Here is a 20950-nt window from a genome sequence, read left to right on the forward strand (position 1 = left end):
TCAATATTTTCAATGAACCTGATTTATTAAAATCAGAGATAAGTTACACTTATCATTTTTTGTAGAAATGTTAGAATTGAACTAACTGATTTTTATTAAAAATCATTCCGAAATTTCTTGATCGTTTTGCTTTAGTGTATTTCTTAAAGCGGTTGCAAATATACATCTTTTAATTTGTTTTAAACAAGCTAAATTTAACTTATTTTAAAAAATGTTTTAAATGAACGTTTATAACACTGCGATAACTAACATCGCTGTTACGGACTACAAACTTACGACTCTTTTTTGTGTTTTTAAGCTTTTTTATGCATTTATTTTTAATAAATTTAACGAATTACTGATTATCAGTTAATTGGTCTTTTAGCACTACTTTTTACTGTTGGCTTTTGGGGTCAAGTTTAGCAACAATTGTATTATGAACTAATATATTTTTCTGGCGACACATAGGTTTACCCCTACTTTATTTTTGTCCTTATATATATAGGTGTTAAAATTTGAAGTTATTTTGATTATTGTCGTCACCTGAAAGATGCTCACGATAACCAATTCATAGTCGATTGGCTTGGTTTGCAAAAATTATTATTGATTTATCAAATTATCAAAATGAGCACAAATGCCTAGCCCCGATTGACGCTTTGTTTGAGCTCTTTTTTGTTTTTCTTTTTTAAAAACAAAAAAAGCGAGTGCGGAAAGCGGGAAATTGCTTCAAAAAAAATTAAATAACAGCTATAAAGCAAATTTTCTCATTTCCTAGATTGTCTATTACTGTAATTTTATGGTTTCCTTTTTTAGGAATTATCGCCTGTTCGTGATATTGAGTCGTATTACCTATAAAAACACCGTCTAAACACCAATATAAAACAGCATCCGCACTAGTATGAGTTACTTTTAAAATAATTGGATTTAATTTCTCAACGCCTTTTGTTAGTGATATTTTAGAACGAAATTTTGTTGGAAAAACAAAACTCATCATATTATTTTCGAACTCATTACAGCCATTTTTAAAGCTTGGTAATTCACGGTAATTTGCGTTTTTTTGCTTGTAATAATGCGCCATTAAAGGAGGTAAAACAAACCAAGTTTTCGCTTTCATATTACTTACAGCTTCGCAATTAGAGGTTACTTGAAAAATTTCTGACGCATCAACTGTTATTTGCTTGTGATATGGACAAGGCTTTGCTCTTACGCCATTTTTAGGAATTCTCTTTATAACCGATTTACAAATTGGCAACGCCAAATATCCGCTTTTTTCGCAGATATCTCCTTCAATTAATGCTTCAAAAGGTTCTAAAAACCAATCTGATTTTGGCAACACATCAAAAACGTTAAATAGCAAAGGAGCGGCACTTCCTACGCCTGTTAAATCAGGCCTTCCTTCTCCGTCAGAATTTCCAACCCAAACTCCGACAACATATTTAGGAGTTACACCAATTGCCCAAGCATCTTTATTGCCGAAACTTGTACCCGTTTTCCATCCTATTTTTTGAGAAGAATCAAAATATTTCCATGATTGATCGACAAGAGGTCTGTTTACTTGAGTTAAAGTATTTAATGTTGTAAAGGCTACGCCTGCATCAATATGTGTGTAGTTTTTTTGGGTTTTACCAAAATTTATTTTAGCTGAATTTAAATAACTCGGTTCTAAAAATTCCTTTGAATAATATTGATGTTTTGTAGCTTCAAAATGATTTACAATACTCGCATAGCTTGCAAATGTTTTACACAAATCCCACAAACTCGCTTCTGCTCCACCTAAAATTAACGATAATCCATAATAATCTGCCGATTTATCGATGTCATTAATATGATACGCTTTTAAATTTTCTCTGAATTTTTCTAATCCGTATGATTTTAACATTAAAACCGATGGAATATTTAAAGAACGGGTTAAGGCTTGGTTGGCAGGAACGGCACCATCAAAAGTTAAATCGTAATTTTTGGGGGTATAACCCGCTATTTCAATAGGAATATCAGCCACTAATTGCGTGGGTAAAACACCTCCTGATTGCAACATTTGTGCATATAAAAAAGGTTTTAAAGTACTTCCCGTACTTCGTGCCGAAATAACATTGTTTACATCTTTTTGATGCGCTTTATCCGTTGGCGAATTACCTACATAACTTATGACTTTTCTGGTAGCAACATCTAAAACTACTACAGACATATTATATACTTCATTCTGTTTTTGATGTAAATAGTGCTGTTTTACCAAGTTATTTACCTGTTTTTGTAAATGGATATCTAAAGAGCTTTGTATATATTTTCCTTGGTGTTTTTTAGCTATTTCTTGCACAAAGTGTGGTGCTAAGTTTGGTAATCCGTAAGGTTTTTGAGGCAAGGTTTCTTCTAATGCTAATTGATAGGTTATTTTATCTATAATTTTCTGTTGATATAATTTTTTAAGTAATCTATTTCGTTTTTCTTTTAATCTTTGTTGATTTTTCCCTGGATAAATTAACGAAGGTGCATTTGGTAATACAGCTAAAGTTGCTGTTTCTGCCCATGATAATTGATGTGGTTGTAATCCGAAATAGCGCCAAGAAGCCATTTCTAAGCCAACGACATTTCCCCCGAAAGGAGCGTGAGAAGCATATAACTTTATAATATTTTCTTTTGAATATCTAAATTCTAATCGAGTTGCTAAAACGAGTTCTTTTATTTTCTCGATATAAGACCTACTTTTATTTTTTCTTGATAATCGAATTACTTGTTGTGTAAGCGTACTTCCGCCTCTAATTACTCGTTTTGCTTTGATATTTTCAATAAAAGATTTTCCTATTGATATTGGATTGAAACCAAAATGCTGATAAAAATGAGCGTCTTCAAATTGTAAAATACAGGCTTCAAATTTTTTAGGTACGGAGTCTAATTCAGGAAATCGCCATTGCCCATCTTTTGCAATAACAGCTCCTAATAATTCATTGTTTTTTGCAGTTACAACGGTTGATGTTGGCACTAAAAATAATTGTTGTGGTAAACAAAAATAATATAGTATTGTTATCAATGAAAAAATGCTAATAACCAGTTTTTTAAATTGATACTGTTTTAAAAAGTTAAAAAGTGTGTTCATGTAAATTTTTCATGCAGATTTAATACAGATTATGTTTCTAATCTTTATTTTAAAAGTATACTTTCAAAAGTATAAAGTTTAAGCGTAAAAAATCAAGGATAAGTAAGTTATCTTTGTGACTTATTAAACATCAGAAATTTTACATGAGTTTTACGTTACTTTCATCACCATTACAAGGTTTTACCGATTTTAGATTTAGAAATGCACAACATAAATATTTTGGTGGTATTGATACCTATTATGCGCCATATATTCGATTGAATGGCAAAATGGTTATAAAATCGAGCTATAAGCGTGATTTATTACCCGAAAACAACAATACGTTAACCGTTATTCCTCAGGTTATTACTAATGATCCTGATGAATTTTTATTCGTTGCTAAATATGTACAAAGTTTAGGTTACAAAGAATTAAACTGGAATTTAGGTTGCCCGTATCCGATGGTTACAAAATCGGGAATGGGTTCTGGATTAATTTGTAATCCTGCTAAAATTGACGAAGTTTTACACAAAGCACACAACGAATCGGATATTTTAGTGTCAATGAAAATGCGAATGGGTTATGAAAATAGTGAGGAGATTTTAAACTCCTTCCCTATTTTAGATAAATATCCTTTAAAAAACATCGCCATTCATGCACGTATAGGAAAGCAATTATACAAAGGCGGTGTTGATTTAGATGCTTTTCAAAAATGTATTGATGTTGCTAAACATCAATTATATTACAACGGAGATATTACTAATGTTGCTGGTTTTAAAGCGATGCAAGAGCGTTTTCCTAGTATTAGTCATTTTATGATTGGGCGTGGTTTAATTGCCGATCCGTTTTTACCACAAATGATTAAAGACAATACCACGGAATATCCTGAAGATAGATGGAAAATTTTTGAAGCTTTTCATAATGAAATTTATCAGCAATATGACGAAGCTTTATCGGGACCAACACCTATAAAAATGAAAATGTTAGGTTTTTGGGAGTATTTTTCGAAGTCATTTGATAATCCGCAGAAAACCTACAAACAGATTAAAAAAGCTGGAAATCAGAAAAAATATCAACTAGCTGTAAAAGAAATTTTAAGTAATGAAAAAAAGCTTTAATCGTTATTCTGTAATTAATTTATAATAAAAAAGGCTATTTCTTAAATTTAAGAAATAGCCTTTTTTATTATTTTTGATTAATTATTAAGCCAAAGTAATACGTACTTTTTTATTTTTTAAACGCGTATTATTTAATTCTTCAATTAATTTTTTTGCTTCACTTACAGGAACTGCGATAAAAGCACAATCTTGCTTTAATTCAATAACTCCTAATTGTTCTTTTGTTAAGTTTCCTTTTTTAAAGAATAACCCTGCAATATCTCCTTTTGATATTTTATCTTTTCTTCCTCCTGAAATAAACAACGTTTCCCAATAATGCGCTTTTATTTTTTGTTTCTGAGAAATATCTTCATTAGGAATATTTTTAAGAAAGTCTGGTAAATTTTCTTTCTGCCATTTTAAAATATATGCTGTTCCTTTTTCATTTACACGTGCAGTTCTACCATTTCTATGCGTAAATTCCTCAATTCTTTCTGGTAATTCGTAATGAATAATATATTTCATTTCAGGAATATCAATACCTCTTGCCGCTAAATCGGTTGCAATTAATACTTGACTTGTTCCGTTTCTGAATTTTATTAATGAACGCTCACGATCTCTTTGTTCCATTCCTCCAGAAAAACAACTGTGTGCAATTTTATTTTTTTCTAAAAATTCGCTTACGTGATTGATGCTATCTTTTAAGTTACAAAAAATAATTCCTTGCTGATTTCCTACATGTTGTAATAATTCATGTAAGGTTTTATTTTTGTTTTTAATAGGAGAAACAACTGTTTTTAAAGTTAATTGTCTTGATTTTTTTCCTGTTAAATAATTTAATACCGTTGGTTTGGTTAAACCTACAAATTGTGGAATTTCTGTTTCTTGCGTTGCAGAAGTTAAAATACGTTTTTTCAGATTTGGTAATTGATTGATAATTCCTCTCATTTCAGATTCAAAACCAACTTCTAATGATTTATCGAATTCATCTAAAATTAACGTTTTGATACCATCTTTAGAAAAACGTTCGTTTGCAAAATGATCTAAAATTCTACCAGGCGTACCAATTAAAATACTTGGTATGTGTTTTAATTCAATTTTATCTTTTGCCATTGAGCGCCCACCGTACACAGCATTTACTTTAAATCCTGTTCCCATTTCACGAATTACCTGTTCTATTTGAATGGCTAATTCTCTTGATGGCACTAAAATTAATACCTGAATATCTTTATTTTCTGGGTCAATTAACTTCAAGGCTGGTAATAAAAACCCTAAAGTTTTACCCGTTCCTGTTGGCGATAATATAACCGTATTTGCGTTTGTTTCTACTACTGAAATGGCTTTTTTTTGCATTTCGTTTAACTCATAGATATTTAGTTTTGCTAAAATATCTTCCTGTGTTTTTACTGTCATTGCCATAATATTTATATCTATGAAGTTTTTTTATGAACTTTTAAAGCCGCAAAGATAGGCAGTGTATCTTTATTTATCTTAAATTTAGCCTAAAAACACGCGTTATTAGTTACTGCTTGTTTAAAATGAAGCCTAATTTGATTTTTTTAAATCAATTCAATAAAAATTTTAACCAGTAAAGTTGTTTAATTGAATTATTTTTGCGTGAATTTTAAATATTTTTAATTTGTTAAATTACTATTCTTACGAGCACACAAGTTCATTACAATGGGTAACATTTGTACACGGAGCAGGTGGAAGCAGCGCTATTTGGTACAAACAAGTTCGAGAATTTAAAAAACATTTTAATGTTTTAATTTTAGACTTACGTGGTCATGGCGATAGCAAATCAATACTAAAAACACCTTTTCAGAAAAAATATACTTTTGATGCTATTACTGATGATATTTTAGAGGTCATCAATCATTTAAAAATTACAAAATCGCATTTTGTAGGCATTTCACTAGGGACTATTTTAATAAGAAACCTTGCCGAAAAAAAACCCGATTTGGTAAAAAGCATGATTATGGGCGGTGCGATTATCAAGCTAAACTTACGCTCTCGTTTTTTAATTTTTGCAGGAAACTTATGTAAATCTATTGTTCCTTACATGCTATTATACAAGCTTTTTGCCTTTGTGATTATGCCGAATAAAAATCATAAAAAATCACGATTACTTTTTGTGAATGAAGCTAAAAAATTATATCAAAAAGAATTTTTACGATGGTTTAAACTAACTTCTGAAATAAATCCGTTATTGCGTTTATTTAGAATGAATGACCTTAAAGTCCCTACCCTTTATATTATGGGCGAAGAAGATTATTTGTTCTTACCGAGCATTAAAAACATAGTCGAAAAACACCTAAAAGCATCTTTAGTGATTGTTGAAAAATGTGGACACGTTGTTAATGTTGAAAAAGCAACTATTTTTAACAATAAAACCATTCAGTATATTAATTCAATTGCTTAACGCCTATTTTTTTCATCAAAAAGTCAAGTTAAAGAAAAATCTAACGAAAGATAATTTGAAGCAATTTCCCGCTTTCCGCACTCGCTTTTTTTATTTTTTTGAAGAAAAAAAACAAAAAAGAGCTCAAACAATTGCTACAATCGGGGCTAGGGTTTTTAGTTTCAAAAGAAATTAAGACTACTCAAAAGATAATTTTAGTTAGCGCCTGTTTAAAAATTAAATAAACTGTCAGTTCGAGTGTTTTTTTCCTTCAAAATAAATCAACAGAAAACAATTCAAATTCTCGATACAATTTCAATTCCTTTTAGTCATTAAAATCACTCGAATTGACAAGAATCATCAAAAAAAGTGAATAACTACGGAAAATAAGGATGCGAAACTTAAGCTAAACTCAGTTTTACGGATGGAAAATTTAAATATAATTTAAAACAAGTTCTTAAAAGCTTAAAAACTGTCAGTTCGAGTGTTTTTTTCCTTCAAAAAAAGGTATCGAGAACTTTTTTATCATCAAAATAAACCAACAGAAAACAATTCAAATTCTCGATACAATTTCAATTCCTTTTAGTCATTAAAATCACTCGAATTGACAAGAATCATCAAAAAAAAGGAAATAACTACGGAAAATAAGGATGCGAAACTTAAGCTAAACTCAGTTTTACGGATGGAAAATTTAAATATAATTTAAAACAAGTTCTTAAAAACTTAAAAACTGTCAGTTCGAGTGTTTTTTTCCTTCAAAAAAGGTATCGAGAACTTTTTTATCATCAAAATAAACCAACAGAAAACAATTCAAATTCTCGATACAATTTCAATTCCTTTTAGTCATTAAAATCACTCGAATTGACAAGAATCATCAAAAAAAGCCTAAACAAATAATTGCTTAGGCTTTTATCAGTACTATTTAAAAATAGTAATAACCATATTACATACTAAATAACTTATTTACCTCATCTAAGGTTAACAATTTAGATTCAGTTAAAACATCTGGCTCTCTACTTACGTATTGTTGAATTTTCATTTTAACAATTCCTTGCTCTCTTACATACTTAAAGTAAACAGCTTCTCCGTTTGCTTTAATTTGATACCTACTACCAGTAGATTCCTCAAAACCTCTAGCAATAATTTGATGTAATTTAGCGGCGTCGTTATCTACATTTTTAAATGAAAACGAAATGTATTCATTTACCGTATTGTTAATGTTTTTATAAAACAAATTATACGCCTCATTACCTACTTTTTCTAGGTAAACAAATTCTACTTGCCCAACAACATCTATTTTTGTTTTTTCAACAAATTCAATTTGAGAATACGATGCAACAGAAAAAAACAATGTTGCAAAAAAAAATAGTTTCTTCATAAATATTAAAATTTTAATTCGCTATAAATATATTTTATTATATTAAAAGAATAACGCTTTATTATAAAAAATTGTATTTTTTTTTGCATTAAATAAAACAGCTATAAAAAACTCAAGTAAAAATAACCTAACACTTTATTTCTACAGCCTATTTTATATGATACAAACAATAAATGCTTCTAGAATATTCTAGAAGCATTTATATCATGTTTTTTAATTAAATTTAAAAGAATCCCATTGGTTTTTTATCATAAGAAATTAGCATGTTTTTTACAACACGGTAATGATCTAAAGCCATTTTGTGGTTTTCACGACCAAAACCAGATTCTTTTACCCCTCCAAAAGGTGCGTGAGCAGGATAAGTATGATATTGATTTACCCAAACTCTACCAGCCTGAATAGCACGAGGAACCTCATATAATTCATGAGCATCACGAGACCAAACACCAGCACCTAATCCGTAAGGAGTATCGTTTGCAATTGCAATAGCTTCTTCCGTAGAACTGAATGTTGTTAAAGCTACAACTGGGCCAAAAATTTCTTCTTGGAAAATACGCATGTTATTCTTTCCTTTTAAAACAGTAGGTTGAATATAGTATCCTTCTGAAAGCTCTCCCTTATAGTTACCTGCTTCTCCACCAGCAATTACAGTAGCACCTTCTTCTTTACCAATTTTAATATAGCTAAGAATTTTATCATACTGAGGTTTCGATACTTGAGAACCAATCATTGTTTCAGGATCTAATGGATTTCCTGTTTTGATAGCTCCTAAACGCTCTTGCATTTTTTCAATAAATTGATCAGCAATATCTTCATGTACTAAAATACGAGAAGGTGCTGTACAAATTTCTCCTTGATTAAGTGCAAACATTAATGCTCCTTCAATAGCTTTACTAAAGAAATCATCATCATGATCTGCTACAGATGGGAAAAATACATTTGGAGATTTACCACCCAACTCCATTGTTACAGGAATAATGTTTTCAGCTGCATTGTGTAAAACTTTACGACCTGTTTCTGTAGAACCAGTGAAAGAAAGTTTAGCAATACGCTTAGATGTTGCTAGAGCTGCACCAGCTTCTGCACCAAAACCAGTTACAATATTTAATACACCTGCTGGTAAAATATCACCAATAAGTTCCATTAAAGCGATAACACTTGTAGGTGTTTGTTCTGCTGGTTTAACAACTGCAGTACAACCTGCTGCTAAAGCTGGAGCAATTTTCCACGCTAACATTAACATTGGAAAGTTCCAAGGAATAATTTCACCAACAACACCAATAGGTTCGTTTAATACAATACTAACGGTGTTTTTGTCGTGTTCAGAAATACTTCCTTCATCTGCACGAATAACTCCTGCAAAATAACGAAAATGATCAATACAGTAAGGGATATCTGCCGCACGAGATTCACGAATTGGTTTCCCATTATCAATAGTTTCTAAAGTAGCTAAGTACTCGAAGTTGTCCTCCATTACTTGCGCTATCTTTAATAACATATTACTACGATCTGTTACTGAAGAAGTACTCCAAGAAGGAAATGCCTCATGTGCTGCGTCTAAAGCAAGATCAATATCTTCTTGCGTTGAACGTGCAGCTTTGGTAAACACCTTACCATCTACCGGTGATACATTATCAAAATACTGTCCTTTAACAGGAGCTACGAATTTACCTCCGATAAAGTTATCATACTTTTCTTTAAAAATAGGTTTAGTTACATTTGCCATAATTATTTTTTTTTTAAAAAACCTGCTAAAACAAGTCTTGTAATTATGTTACAAATATAGGTTGATTTGCAAATTCGTTACTTATTGATACAGTTCAATCACTTATGAAATAAGTTCAATTTTATTTCAGCCTATTTTTAAACCTCAACGAAAGAATTACATTCTAAAAAACCCTGCTCTTTCATCCAAGTATCCGAATATATTTTATTCATATAACGAGAACCGTGGTCGGGTAAAAGTAATACAACGACACTATCTTTGTCAAAATATCCTTTTTCGTTGTATTGTTCGGTCGCCTGTAAAACAGCGCCAGAAGTATATCCGCAGAATAATCCTTCTGTTTTTACTAATTTTCTTGCAGTAAGCGCAGCATCTTTATCGGATACTTTTTCATAAATATCAATCACATCAAAATCCGTGGCTGTTGGAATTAAATTTTTCCCTAAACCTTCAATTTTATAGGGTGATATTTCATTTTCATCAAACTCGCCTGTTTCATGATATTTTTTCAAAACAGAACCAATGGCATCAACTCCTAAAACTTTTATCTTCGGATTTTTCTCTTTCAAATACTTCCCTGTACCCGAAATCGTTCCGCCTGTTCCGCTTGCAATAACTACGTGTGTTACCTTTCCTTTCGTTTGTTTCCAAATTTCAGGACCTGTACTTTTATAATGTGCTTCTATATTCAGCTCATTGAAATATTGATTGATATAAATAGACCCTGGATTTTCTTTATGTAATCTTTTTGCTACTTCGTAATACGAACGAGCATCATCCGCAGGAACATTTGCAGGACAAACATGTACCTCAGCCCCCATTGATTTTAACATATCAATTTTATCTTGTGATGATTTATCGCTTACCGCTAAAATACATTTATAGCCTTTAATAACACTAATCATCGCTAATGAAAAACCGGTGTTTCCTGAAGTTGTTTCAACAATTGTATCTCCTTTTTTTAAGATACCTTTTTTCTCGGCACTTTCAATAATATGCAACGCAATTCTATCTTTTGCCGAATGCCCCGGGTTAAAAGCTTCTACTTTGGCGTAATACGTTCCTAAAAAGTTTTTTGTTATTTTGGCTAACCTTACCATAGGGGTTTGCCCTATTAAATCTAAAATTGAATTGGTAATTCCTTTGTGTCTGTTCATTGTTCTCTTAATAATAAAGCGTCATTGTAAAAGTCATTCTAAAAATATAAAAATTGACTTCTTACAATGACGCTTGCACTAAATTAGCTACAAAAGTATCATTATTTTTCTAACTTATCCTCTAACATTAAAAAGAAGCTATATTCTTCTGCTATTTCTTTTAAGGCATCAAACCTACCAGAAGCACCTCCATGACCTGCATCCATGTTGGTATGTAGAAATAATAAATTATCGTTTGTTTTTACATCTCTAAGCTTAGCAATCCATTTTGCAGGCTCCCAATATTGTACTTGACTATCGTGTAGTCCTGTAGTAATTAACATATTCGGGTATGCCTTCGGAGCTACTTGGTCATAAGGAGAATACGATTTCATATACTCATAATATTCTTTATCATTCGGATTTCCCCACTCGTCATATTCACCTGTGGTTAATGGAATGGTATCGTCTAACATGGTCGAAATAACATCTACAAAAGGAACAGCAGCTATAATTCCGTTATATAATTCAGGATTCATATTAATAATTGCTCCCATTAATAAACCACCCGCAGAACCACCCATGGCATATAAATGCTTTGGCGATGTATAATTATTATCTATTAAATACTTAGAACAATCTACAAAATCGTTAAACGTATTTTGCTTGGTTAGCATTTTACCATCTTCATACCAAGCGCGTCCTAAATACTCACTTCCTCGAATATGTGCCAAGGCATATACAAAGCCTCTATCTAACAAACTTAAACGTGTTGTTGAAAATCCGTCAGAAATTGTATGCCCATAAGAACCGTACGCATATTGTAAAATTGGGGTATCTTTGGTAAGCTTGGTATTTTTATGATGTACAATTGACAACGCCACTTTTTTACCATCACGAGCTGTTACCCAAATACGCTGACTTACATAATTATTTTTATCAAACTTCCCACCTAGAACCTCTTGTTCTTTTTTAATTTCTTTGGATTGATCTCTCATATTAAAATCAATCACAGAACTTGGCGTAGTCATTGAATTATATGAATAACGAATTACATCAGTATCAAAGTCTGGATTTCCGTGTACTCCTGCCGAATAGGTTTCTTCCGAAAAAGGTAAATAATAATCTTCGGTATTATCCCAACGTTTAATACGAATTTTATTTAAACCGTTGGTTCTTTCCTCTAAAACTAAATACTCTTTAAAAATTGAAAAATCTTCAAATAAAGTATCTTCTCTATGCGGAATTACATCCACCCAGTTTTCTTTGGTTGTTTTATTTTCTGGAGTTTTCATCAACTTAAAATTCGTTGCGCCATCTTTATTTGTTTTGATATAAAAATGATCTTGGTAATGTGCAATATCATATTCTAAATCACGCTCACGAGGTTGAATCATTCTAAAAGTTCCGTTAGGATTATCGGCCTCTAAAACCTGATATTCGTTAGAAACCGTACTATAAGAACCCATTACTAGGTATTTCTTCGATTTTGTTTTGGTGATAAAAGCACCAAAAGTTTCATCTTTTTCTTCAAAAATTAATACATCATCAGCTGTATCAGTTCCTAAAATATGTTTGTAAATTTGAGAGCTACGTAAGGTTTCAGGATCTTTTTTAGTGTAAAAAATTGTTTTATTATCGTTTGCCCAAACAGCCCCACCCGTAGTATTTTCTATTTTATCAGGATAAATTTCACCTGTTTCTAAATTTTTTATTTTGATACTATATTGACGACGACTTACCGTATCGGTGGCAAAGGTTGTTAATTTATTATCAGGAGAAATACTTAAACCTCCTAATTGAAAATAATCATATCCTTTCGCTTCATTATTTACGTTGAACATAATTTGTTCATCAGCCTCTAAAGTTTCCTTTTTACGACTGTGAATAGGATATTGCTGTCCTTTTTCGTAGCGTGTAATATAAAAATAACCATTACTTTTATAAGGTACAGATTGGTCATCTTCTTTAATACGCCCTTTCATTTCCTCAAATAATTCTTCTTGAAAACCCTTGGTATGCTTTATTTTTTGCTCGTAAAAGGTATTTTCATCAGTTAAATAATCGTACACTTTTTGAGTTTGTGCGTCTTTAACTTCTGCATTTTTTTGCGCATCTGTTAAACGCATCCAAAAATAATCGTCGGTACGTATATCTCCGTGCTTTTCTAAGGTTTTTGGTTGCTTATCAGCAATTGGAGCAGTACTATTTTCTTGATTATTTTTTATATTATTTTTATTCATGTCTTTGGTTTTGCAACCAACAAAAATAAGGCTAAAAGCAATGATATACGGTATGTTTTTTTTCATTTTAGTTAAAATTAGTTAAATTATTGTCTTATTATTTCCCTTTTTCTTCGGATAAATTAAATTATTAATTTGCTTGTGAAAGTACTATTTTTGCTATTACTATAAACCATTAAATAGAAAACAAATGTTTGGAGATATTTCAGGAATGATGAGTAAAATTAAAGATGCTCAAAAAAATGTAGAAGCTACAAAAAAGAGGTTAAACACCGTTTTAATTGACGAAGCAACCGATAGCGGAAGTTTAAAAATTACAGTAACAGCTAACAATGAAATTAAAGCAATTTCAATTCACGAATCTTTATTAGAAGATAAGGAAGAGTTAGAAGATTATTTAATTTTAACCTTAAATAAGGCATTAAAAAGAGCAGGACAAATTAACGAACACGAATTAGCTGTTGCCGCTAAAGATGGTATGCCAAACATTCCAGGAATGGATATGTTTAAATAAAAATGTTTTTACAATTAGAAAACTATATGTTGCCTTGCCTAAACAAAAAATTCTTCGGAATTGATTGTTTAGGCTGTGGTATTCAGCGGGCTTTAAGCTTTATTATACAAGGCGAATTTACCGCTGCCTTTAAAATATACCCTGCTATTTACACGCTTTTATTACTAGCCTTAGTACTTGTTATCAACTTCTTTTTTGATGTTAAAAATGCTCAAAAAACAATTCGTATTTTAGCTGTAATAAATGTGCTTATTATAGTAATCAGTTATGTTATGAAAATGAATCAACTATTTTAAAAAAAGAAACTATATGGATCAAGAAAATTTACCAAACGCAACCGTTGCTTTAGTCTTAGGGATTTTATCAATTTTAACCTGTTGTTTTTACGGAATTATAGGGTTACCCTTAGGAATCACTGCCGTTATTTTAGGAAATAAAGCCGTAAAATTAGATGCTGAAAACCCAGAACAATATACGGGTGTTAAAAATGCAAGCGCAGGTAAAATACTAGGAATTATTGGTATTGTACTTAATGTTCTTTATGTTCTTTGTATTGTATATGTATTTTCATTAATCGGATGGGATGCTATAGGAAATGAAGAGTTAATGCTAGAAAGATTAAACGAATTACAGAATCAATAAATATTATTATTTTTGATAAAAAGCAACTTATTATAAAATAAGTTGCTTTTTTTATGCTTAAATTTTTAATCTAGTACAGACGCGATTTATCGCGTCTCACATAATAATTTTCAAAACATAATAAATATCATCAAAAATATTAATCCTCAAAAAAGACGCCATAAAAAAAGACGCGAGGCATCGTGTCTCTACCCCCACCCGTTTTTTGATGATAAAAAATTAATGTAATTTTGTGAACTATTTTAGTACAGAATTTATAAACTACGCACTTCTTCACAGGCATGAAAAACGAAAAAACTTGGTTACAATATTATAAAAATAGTTTATCTGATAGCGAAAACTTAGCCATTGATATTGATAAAATAAAAAACTTATTTCAACAAGAAACAACTGATTTAAGCAATGCGATTATCAACACAAAACAAGCCAATGAATTGTTGGATATCGAAGAAAGACGAATTAACCGAATAAAAGGAATTCGTAAAAAAGACGACCCTAAATGGTACAAAGTAGCACAAACAAAAATAGTTTTATCTCCTTTTCATTTAACATATCAAACCGATAATTCTAACGATAATTTAAAACACAAACCAAAAGATATTTATCCGTTTTGGATAATTGCCACAGTAAACCGTTCGGGAGAATTAAAAGCTCCTAAAGAATTATTTCCGTTAATTGTCCGTAATTATTTAACACCGATTGCCGATATTAAAAATGATTTTATTTTTTCTGAAATTGATACCGTTTTAGATGCAAAAGATATAGAAGCTCCTCAAACTGATTATGAAGACGAAACGGTATCTTGGGCGGAATATTGGGCATATATAAATGATGTGTTTTCACAAATTACTACAAATAGTTTACAAAACTATCAAGTAGAAAAATACAACACGCAATATCAATTGACCTATTTTGCTATTAGTTCAAAAATTTCTACAGCAAAAAGCATTCTTTTTTTATATGAAAACCTCTTAAAAGAAGAAGAATACAAGGATGAATTACCTGTTTTATCAAAAATAATTGACCCTTTTGCCAAAGATGAAAAAGATAAAAAACATCCCATTACCGATGCTGATTTTTTAAATTACAATCACTTGCACTTAGGGCAAATGTCAAATAAATTTCCGCTATCTATCAGCCAACGTAAAACCTTATTATCTTATTTAACATCCCAAGAAAATGCCGTAACAGCAGTAAATGGTCCTCCGGGAACAGGAAAAACCACTCTTTTACAAAGCGTAGTGGCTACCGAATTTGTAAAAGCAGCAATACAAGGAGAAGATGCGCCAGTAATTTTAGCCTGTTCAAACAACAACCAAGCGGTTACCAATATTATTGATAGTTTTATCAATTCTAAAAGTTCGTTAGAAGAATTATCGGCACGTTGGATTCCTAATTTTAACGGATACGCAACCTATTTACCTTCCAATTCTAAAAATGAAAAATCATTAAAAAACATCAATTTTTTAAAAGGAAATATGTTTGGCAATGAAGGAACTTTATGCGATTTAGAAAATGAACAGTATATCTATGAAGCTGAATATTATTTTTTAACCAAATACTGTTATTATTTTAATACAGAAACCAATTCATTAGAAGATGTTTGCGACCATTTACAAGATGAAATAATTACCATTCAAAACACCTTAATTGAAGGTGTTAATTTTTCAAAAGATTATATAAGTAGCATTAATTTTATCAATACAATTCTTTTAAATAAAGCAGATTATATTCAAAAAGATGCCTTTAAAATTGCCAAATTAAAAGAATGGCGCACTGTAATAACTCGCCTGAAATCAACAATAAATAAAACTAATTTTACGGATAAAATAATTCAATATTTTAAAATAGAAAGTACTATTTCTAACGCTAATAATCATGCCAATAATTCATCCGAAGCTATTTTTAAAATATCCGAAGAAACAAGTGCTGATTTTGATAAAACCATTTTATTAATCAAAGAATGTATTACAAATTTAAACACCGCCTTACAATCAAATTTGCAGTTAAAAAACTGGAAAACTCAAAACAGTATTAAAGGATTCCCTTATATTTCAGAGGCTAAAATGTGGGATAACGAGTATGAAAAAATAAATTCAAACAATCATACTCCTCGTTTTTTTTACGATGAAATAGACATGGAATTACGCCATAAAGCATTTTTATTTGCTGTTCATTATTGGGAAGCTCGTTGGTTAATTGCTACAAAATACGCACTAAACAATAACACTGAAAAAGGAACTGGCGAAAATTCTATTAAAAATAAATGGAAGCGTAGAGCCATGCTAACCCCCTGTTTTGTAGCCACTTTTTATATGGCGCCGAGTCATTTTTTATACAGCCAATTTTTGGGCGAAAATGACAACGGAAAACCTGATTTCGACTATTTACCTTTATATAATTTTTTAGACCTTCTAATTGTTGATGAAGCTGGACAGGTAACTCCCGAGGTTAGCATTCCAATGTTTTCTTTGGCAAAAAAAGCCTTTGTTATTGGCGATTTAAAACAAATTGAACCAATTTGGTCTATTCCTTCAAAAATTGATATTGGAAATTTAACCACTCTTAATATGCTTCAAAATGAAGAAGATGAAAAATATTTAAAAAATAAAGGATTTTTAGCCTCAAGCGGTAGCATTATGAAAATGGCACAAAATGCCTGTGCATTTGAAACAGTAATATCCGAAGAAAAAATACAAGGATTGGTTTTATTAGAACACCGAAGATGCAACGATGAAATTATCAATTTCTGTAATGAACTCGCCTACAACGGTATTTTAAAACCCATGAAAGGAAAGGCGAAAGAGAATCAAATTTTCCCGTCAATGATGGCGTATCATGTAGCAGGAATTAGCGAACGTAAATTTAACAGTCGCTGTAATATTAGCGAAGTAAATGCCATTATTACCTGGCTACAACAAAACAAAGAAAAAATTCAAAAGGCTTATAATGTTGAAAATATTGAAAGTATTTTAGGAATTATCACGCCTTTTGCCAGTCAAAAAGGAGAATTATCACAAGCATTAACCCAGGCAGGTTTTAAAGTAAACGATATTAAATTAGGTACGGTTCATGCCTTGCAAGGTGCCGAACGCAATATTATTTTATTCAGTTCGGTATATTCGAACGAAGATCAAGGAACGCTATTTTTTGAAAAAGATAACAAACCTAATATTTTAAACGTAGCAGTTTCGAGAGCTAAAGATAGTTTTATTTTATTTGGTGATACTAGAATTTTTGACGCATCAAAAAACACGCCGTCTGGAATTTTAAAAAAGCATTTACATATTTATGAAATGGAGAAGTAATATATAATTGTCAGAAGTAAAACTGTCAGTTCGAGTAATTTTTTTCTTTCAAAAAAATTGTATCGAGAACTTATTTAATAGTAAATTCAAATTTATCAACGTAAAATAATTCAAATTCTCGATATAATTTTAATTCCTTTTAGTCATTAAAATCACTCGAATTGACAAATAACTGCGGCAAATCAGAATATAAAATTTAAACAGGCACTACAAAAGATTTATTTGAAGCAATTTCCCGCTTTCCGCACTCGCTTTTTTTTGAAGAAAAATCAAAAAAAGAGCTCAAACAGATGCTTCAATCGGGGCTAGGCATTTGTACTCTATTTTTTATTCTTTCAATATTGAATAATTATTTCATCCGAAGAAAAAAATACAAAAAATTACGCACAAAAAAAAAGGAACGATTAAAAAATCGTTCCTTTTATATACTCACTTTTATATTAAAAATTTCAGAAGCTTATTTTTTAAACTCAGAAATAGTTTTCTTAATAATAGCGATACAATCCATTAATTGCGCTTCAGTCATCACTAAAGGTGGTGCAAAACGGATAATATTTCCGTGTGTTGGTTTTGCTAATAATCCGTTATCACGTAACTTCATACAAATATCCCAAGCAGTTGAGCTTTCTTCAGTATCGTTAATTAAAACAGCGTTTAATAACCCTTTTCCTCTTACAGACAATACTAAATCACTTTCTTTTGCAAATTCAGCTAATTCAGCTCTAAAAATTTGCCCTAAACGCTCTGCATTATCCGCTAAATTCTCATCTAATATAACTTCTAAAGCAGCCGTTGCTACAGCAGCAGCAATTGGGTTACCACCAAAAGTAGAACCGTGATTTCCTGGCTTAATAACATCCATAACGTTGTTATCAGCTAAAACAGCAGACACAGGATATGCTCCTCCTGAAATCGCTTTTCCTAAAATTAAAATATCTGCTTTTACATTTTCATGGTCAATAGCTAACATTTTACCAGTACGTGCAATTCCTGTTTGAACCTCATCAGCGATAAATAATACATTGTGTTTTGCACACAAAGCTTTTGCCGCAGCTAAATATCCTTCTGAAGGTACGTAAACACCCGCTTCTCCTTGAATTGGCTCTACTAAGAAACCAGCAATATTCTTATCGCTTTCTAAAGTTTCTTCTAAAGCTTTTAAGTTATTATATTCTATTTTAATAAATCCGTTTGTAAATGGACCAAAGTTCTTACGAGCTACAGGATCATTAGAAAAAGAAATAATGGTAGTAGTACGCCCATGAAAGTTATTTTCACAAACAACTATTTGCGCATCATTTTCGTTAATTCCTTTTACTTCATAAGCCCATTTTCTACATAATTTTAAAGCCGTTTCAACAGCTTCAGCACCAGTATTCATTGGTAATAATTTGTCAAAACCAAAAAGTTCAGTAGCAAATTTCTCATATTTCCCTAAGATATCGTTATAAAAAGCACGAGAAGTTAACGTTAATGTCTTTGCTTGGTTTACCATTGCATCTACAATTCTTGGATGACAATGCCCTTGGTTTACTGCAGAATATGCTGATAAAAAATCATAATATTTTTTTCCTTCAACATCCCATACGTGTACACCTTCACCTTTACTCAGTACTACTGGTAACGGGTGGTAATTATGTGCTCCGTACTTGTTTTCTAATTCAATCGCTTCTTGCGACGTTAATTGTTTTAAATCAGCCATTTTAAAAATAATTTTAGGTTTGTACTTTGGTTTAAACAAAGCATCGTTTAGCATATTTACCATGCAAACATTTATAAATCTCGCTAAGCAAGTAAAATAAGCGTTCCTTATCTACCTTTATCCTTCCGAAGAGGTTTCGAAAATTCAGCGTGGGAAAGAAATCATCCCTAAAAAGAGTTGCAATTTACTAAATATTAAATAGCTTTTAAAGCCTTGGTCTTACATTTTTTTAACAAAAACAAAACTTCTAATTATTCATCGTTTATTCATCGTATTCTTATCTTTTAACACCCCCCTTTTACAGTTTTAATTAGCGGTTATAAATCAATATATTACAAGTATATTTTGTTTAATTATTTTCTTTAATTAAACAAAAATTAAATTTATTTAACCAACTATAAAAGTGACTAAAAAGAAAAATAAGGGTCATAATGATAACTAAAAACCAAAATATTATGAATCAGATATTAAATACTTACAATCAAATTACAGGCAGTTTTGGTAAACCAATTAGCGCTTTACTTATTATTGTGCTAGGATGGCTAATTGCCAAATTAATAAAAACACTAATCGATAAAATAAGCGACAGCAGTGGTTTAAATAACACGCTAAGCAATAGCAAAGTGCGTTTTGGTGACTTAATTTCAAAATTAGCATACTATTTAATAATGATCTTTGTTTTTATGTTAGCTCTAGACAAACTAGGAATGACAAGCGTTTTAGAGCCAATTAAAGGATTATTAAACGGGTTTACTCAATTTATTCCTAATATTGTAGGCGCAGGGCTTGTAGGCTATATTGGTTATATGCTAGCTACTATAGTTTCTGAATTAGTGGGCTTATCGGGAGGAACAATTCAAAAATTTGCACCAAAATTAAACCTACCTGAAAATATTAATATTGTTACTATCCTTAAAAAGGTTGTATTTATTTTTATATTTATTCCGCTTTTAATTGCCGCTTTAAATATTTTAAATATTGAATCTATTTCTGAACCAGCAACAAACATGCTAGAGATTTTCTTTGCTGCAATTCCTAAAATATTAGTTGCTACATTAATCTTAATTATTTTTGTTATTGGTGGTAAGTTTTTAAGTAATTTAATTAAAGATTTATTAGATAGTTTAAACTTAAACGAAATATTAAAAAGCGCTAATTTAGATTCTTTTACAGGTAAAGCAAATGTTGAAAAATTAATTTCAAATATTGTATATGCTTTTATCGTATTATTTGGTGTAATGACTGCTATTGATAAATTAGAATTCAGCAAGCTTTCTGAAATTATGAATACCGTTTTAAACCTTGCAGGAAATATTTTATTCGGATTACTTATTTTAGCAATCGGAAATTGGATTGCAACTATCGCTTCTAAAAACTTTATGAAAAGTGATGACAATAAATTTGTAGGAAGTATTGTTAAAGTTGCTATTTTGGCAGTTTTCTTAGCAATCGGATTAGGTAAAATGGGTATTGCTGATGATATTATCAATTTAGCGTTCGGAATAACACTTGGCGCAGTAGCATTAACAGTAGTACTTTCTTTTGGATTAGGTGGTCGTGAGGCTGGCGGTAAACAAATGGAAAAAATATTAAATAAATTTAGCAAAAACACAAATGATGTTGCCGATAAAAAATAAGGTTAAAACAACGGCTATCAACTAATTACAAAAGCACCTCTATTGAGGTGCTTTTTTATTAAAATAAAAATGGATATTTTAATTGGTTTACAAGTATTTTTAAGTGACCTTTAAGCA

The 20950-nt window shown here is 30.8% G+C and carries 14 protein-coding genes; 7 read left to right on the forward strand and 7 right to left on the reverse strand.

The window, feature by feature from the left end:
- Positions 1–715: 715 nt before the first annotated feature.
- On the reverse strand, positions 716–3070 hold the full coding sequence (pbpC, locus tag AQ1689_RS08850) for a penicillin-binding protein 1C (protein ID WP_101955865.1): 2355 nt from the start codon (positions 3068–3070) through the stop codon (positions 716–718).
- A gap of 143 nt (positions 3071–3213) precedes the next feature.
- On the opposite strand from pbpC, the gene AQ1689_RS08855 reads away from it, so the two are divergent.
- Complete coding sequence (locus AQ1689_RS08855) at positions 3214–4167, forward strand: tRNA dihydrouridine synthase (protein ID WP_101955866.1); 954 nt, start codon at positions 3214–3216, stop codon at positions 4165–4167.
- An 84-nt stretch (positions 4168–4251) separates the two neighbouring features.
- On the opposite strand, the gene AQ1689_RS08860 is transcribed toward AQ1689_RS08855, so the two are convergent.
- The gene (locus AQ1689_RS08860; protein ID WP_101915746.1) at positions 4252–5565 is read right to left on the reverse strand and encodes a DEAD/DEAH box helicase; all 1314 of its coding nucleotides are present in this window, start codon (positions 5563–5565) and stop codon (positions 4252–4254) included.
- A 220-nt stretch (positions 5566–5785) separates the two neighbouring features.
- On the opposite strand from AQ1689_RS08860, the gene AQ1689_RS08865 reads away from it, so the two are divergent.
- Positions 5786–6568, forward strand: a complete 783-nt coding sequence (locus tag AQ1689_RS08865; RefSeq protein ID WP_101955867.1) for an alpha/beta fold hydrolase — start codon at positions 5786–5788, stop codon at positions 6566–6568.
- A gap of 922 nt (positions 6569–7490) precedes the next feature.
- Here the strand turns inward: AQ1689_RS08865 and AQ1689_RS08870 are convergent.
- The 4 genes from AQ1689_RS08870 to AQ1689_RS08885 all read right to left on the reverse strand — a co-directional run bounded on the left by AQ1689_RS08870 (position 7491) and on the right by AQ1689_RS08885 (position 13096).
- The gene (locus tag AQ1689_RS08870) at positions 7491–7925 is read right to left on the reverse strand and encodes a hypothetical protein (protein ID WP_101915743.1); all 435 of its coding nucleotides are present in this window, start codon (positions 7923–7925) and stop codon (positions 7491–7493) included.
- Positions 7926–8148: 223 nt separating this feature from the next.
- Positions 8149–9651 carry an aldehyde dehydrogenase family protein gene (locus AQ1689_RS08875; protein ID WP_101915742.1) on the reverse strand — a complete coding sequence of 501 codons (1503 nt, stop codon included), beginning with the start codon at positions 9649–9651 and terminating at the stop codon, positions 8149–8151.
- A 137-nt stretch (positions 9652–9788) separates the two neighbouring features.
- Positions 9789–10808 carry a PLP-dependent cysteine synthase family protein gene (locus tag AQ1689_RS08880; RefSeq protein WP_101955868.1) on the reverse strand — a complete coding sequence of 340 codons (1020 nt, stop codon included), beginning with the start codon at positions 10806–10808 and terminating at the stop codon, positions 9789–9791.
- A 101-nt stretch (positions 10809–10909) separates the two neighbouring features.
- Entirely contained in the window at positions 10910–13096 is a 2187-nt protein-coding gene (locus AQ1689_RS08885) for a S9 family peptidase (protein ID WP_394364672.1), read from the reverse strand.
- A gap of 124 nt (positions 13097–13220) precedes the next feature.
- Between AQ1689_RS08885 and AQ1689_RS08890 the strand changes: the two genes are divergently transcribed.
- From AQ1689_RS08890 to AQ1689_RS08905, 4 genes are all read left to right on the forward strand, one after another.
- A complete protein-coding gene (locus tag AQ1689_RS08890; RefSeq protein WP_058884980.1) occupies positions 13221–13544 on the forward strand; it encodes a YbaB/EbfC family nucleoid-associated protein in 324 nt (107 codons plus the stop codon).
- 2 nt (positions 13545–13546) lie between these two features.
- Positions 13547–13840: a DUF2752 domain-containing protein gene (locus tag AQ1689_RS08895; RefSeq protein WP_232121076.1), complete on the forward strand. Its 294-nt coding sequence runs from the start codon at positions 13547–13549 to the stop codon at positions 13838–13840.
- Between the two features lie 13 nt (positions 13841–13853).
- Positions 13854–14186, forward strand: a complete 333-nt coding sequence (locus AQ1689_RS08900) for a CCC motif membrane protein (RefSeq protein WP_058884978.1) — start codon at positions 13854–13856, stop codon at positions 14184–14186.
- 281 nt (positions 14187–14467) lie between these two features.
- Entirely contained in the window at positions 14468–17494 is a 3027-nt protein-coding gene (locus tag AQ1689_RS08905) for a DEAD/DEAH box helicase (protein ID WP_101955869.1), read from the forward strand.
- 457 nt (positions 17495–17951) lie between these two features.
- Here the strand turns inward: AQ1689_RS08905 and rocD are convergent, their stop codons facing one another.
- Positions 17952–19196, reverse strand: coding sequence for an ornithine--oxo-acid transaminase (gene rocD, locus AQ1689_RS08910; protein WP_101955899.1), 1245 nt, complete (start codon positions 19194–19196; stop codon positions 17952–17954).
- Positions 19197–19651: 455 nt separating this feature from the next.
- Between rocD and AQ1689_RS08915 the strand changes: the two genes are divergently transcribed.
- Complete coding sequence (locus AQ1689_RS08915) at positions 19652–20833, forward strand: mechanosensitive ion channel (protein ID WP_158508512.1); 1182 nt, start codon at positions 19652–19654, stop codon at positions 20831–20833.
- Positions 20834–20950: the final 117 nt, after the last annotated feature.

This window comes from Tenacibaculum finnmarkense (assembly GCF_900239185.1).
Taxonomy (GTDB): Bacteria; Bacteroidota; Bacteroidia; order Flavobacteriales; family Flavobacteriaceae; genus Polaribacter; species Polaribacter finnmarkensis.

Excerpts from the sequence above, each read along its gene's own strand:
- AQ1689_RS08885 (WP_394364672.1), bottom strand. The coding sequence starts at position 13,096 with ATGAAAAAAAACATACCGTATATCATTGCTTTTAGCCTTATTTTTGTT.
- AQ1689_RS08905 (WP_101955869.1), top strand. The coding sequence starts at position 14,468 with ATGAAAAACGAAAAAACTTGGTTACAATATTATAAAAATAGTTTATCT.
- AQ1689_RS08900 (WP_058884978.1), top strand. The coding sequence starts at position 13,854 with ATGGATCAAGAAAATTTACCAAACGCAACCGTTGCTTTAGTCTTAGGG.
- AQ1689_RS08915 (WP_158508512.1), top strand. The coding sequence starts at position 19,652 with ATGAATCAGATATTAAATACTTACAATCAAATTACAGGCAGTTTTGGT.
- AQ1689_RS08860 (WP_101915746.1), bottom strand. The coding sequence starts at position 5,565 with ATGGCAATGACAGTAAAAACACAGGAAGATATTTTAGCAAAACTAAAT.
- AQ1689_RS08880 (WP_101955868.1), bottom strand. The coding sequence starts at position 10,808 with ATGAACAGACACAAAGGAATTACCAATTCAATTTTAGATTTAATAGGG.
- AQ1689_RS08895 (WP_232121076.1), top strand. The coding sequence starts at position 13,547 with ATGTTTTTACAATTAGAAAACTATATGTTGCCTTGCCTAAACAAAAAA.
- AQ1689_RS08870 (WP_101915743.1), bottom strand. The coding sequence starts at position 7,925 with ATGAAGAAACTATTTTTTTTTGCAACATTGTTTTTTTCTGTTGCATCG.
- AQ1689_RS08855 (WP_101955866.1), top strand. The coding sequence starts at position 3,214 with ATGAGTTTTACGTTACTTTCATCACCATTACAAGGTTTTACCGATTTT.
- AQ1689_RS08890 (WP_058884980.1), top strand. The coding sequence starts at position 13,221 with ATGTTTGGAGATATTTCAGGAATGATGAGTAAAATTAAAGATGCTCAA.
- pbpC (WP_101955865.1), bottom strand. The coding sequence starts at position 3,070 with ATGAACACACTTTTTAACTTTTTAAAACAGTATCAATTTAAAAAACTG.
- AQ1689_RS08875 (WP_101915742.1), bottom strand. The coding sequence starts at position 9,651 with ATGGCAAATGTAACTAAACCTATTTTTAAAGAAAAGTATGATAACTTT.
- rocD (WP_101955899.1), bottom strand. The coding sequence starts at position 19,196 with ATGGCTGATTTAAAACAATTAACGTCGCAAGAAGCGATTGAATTAGAA.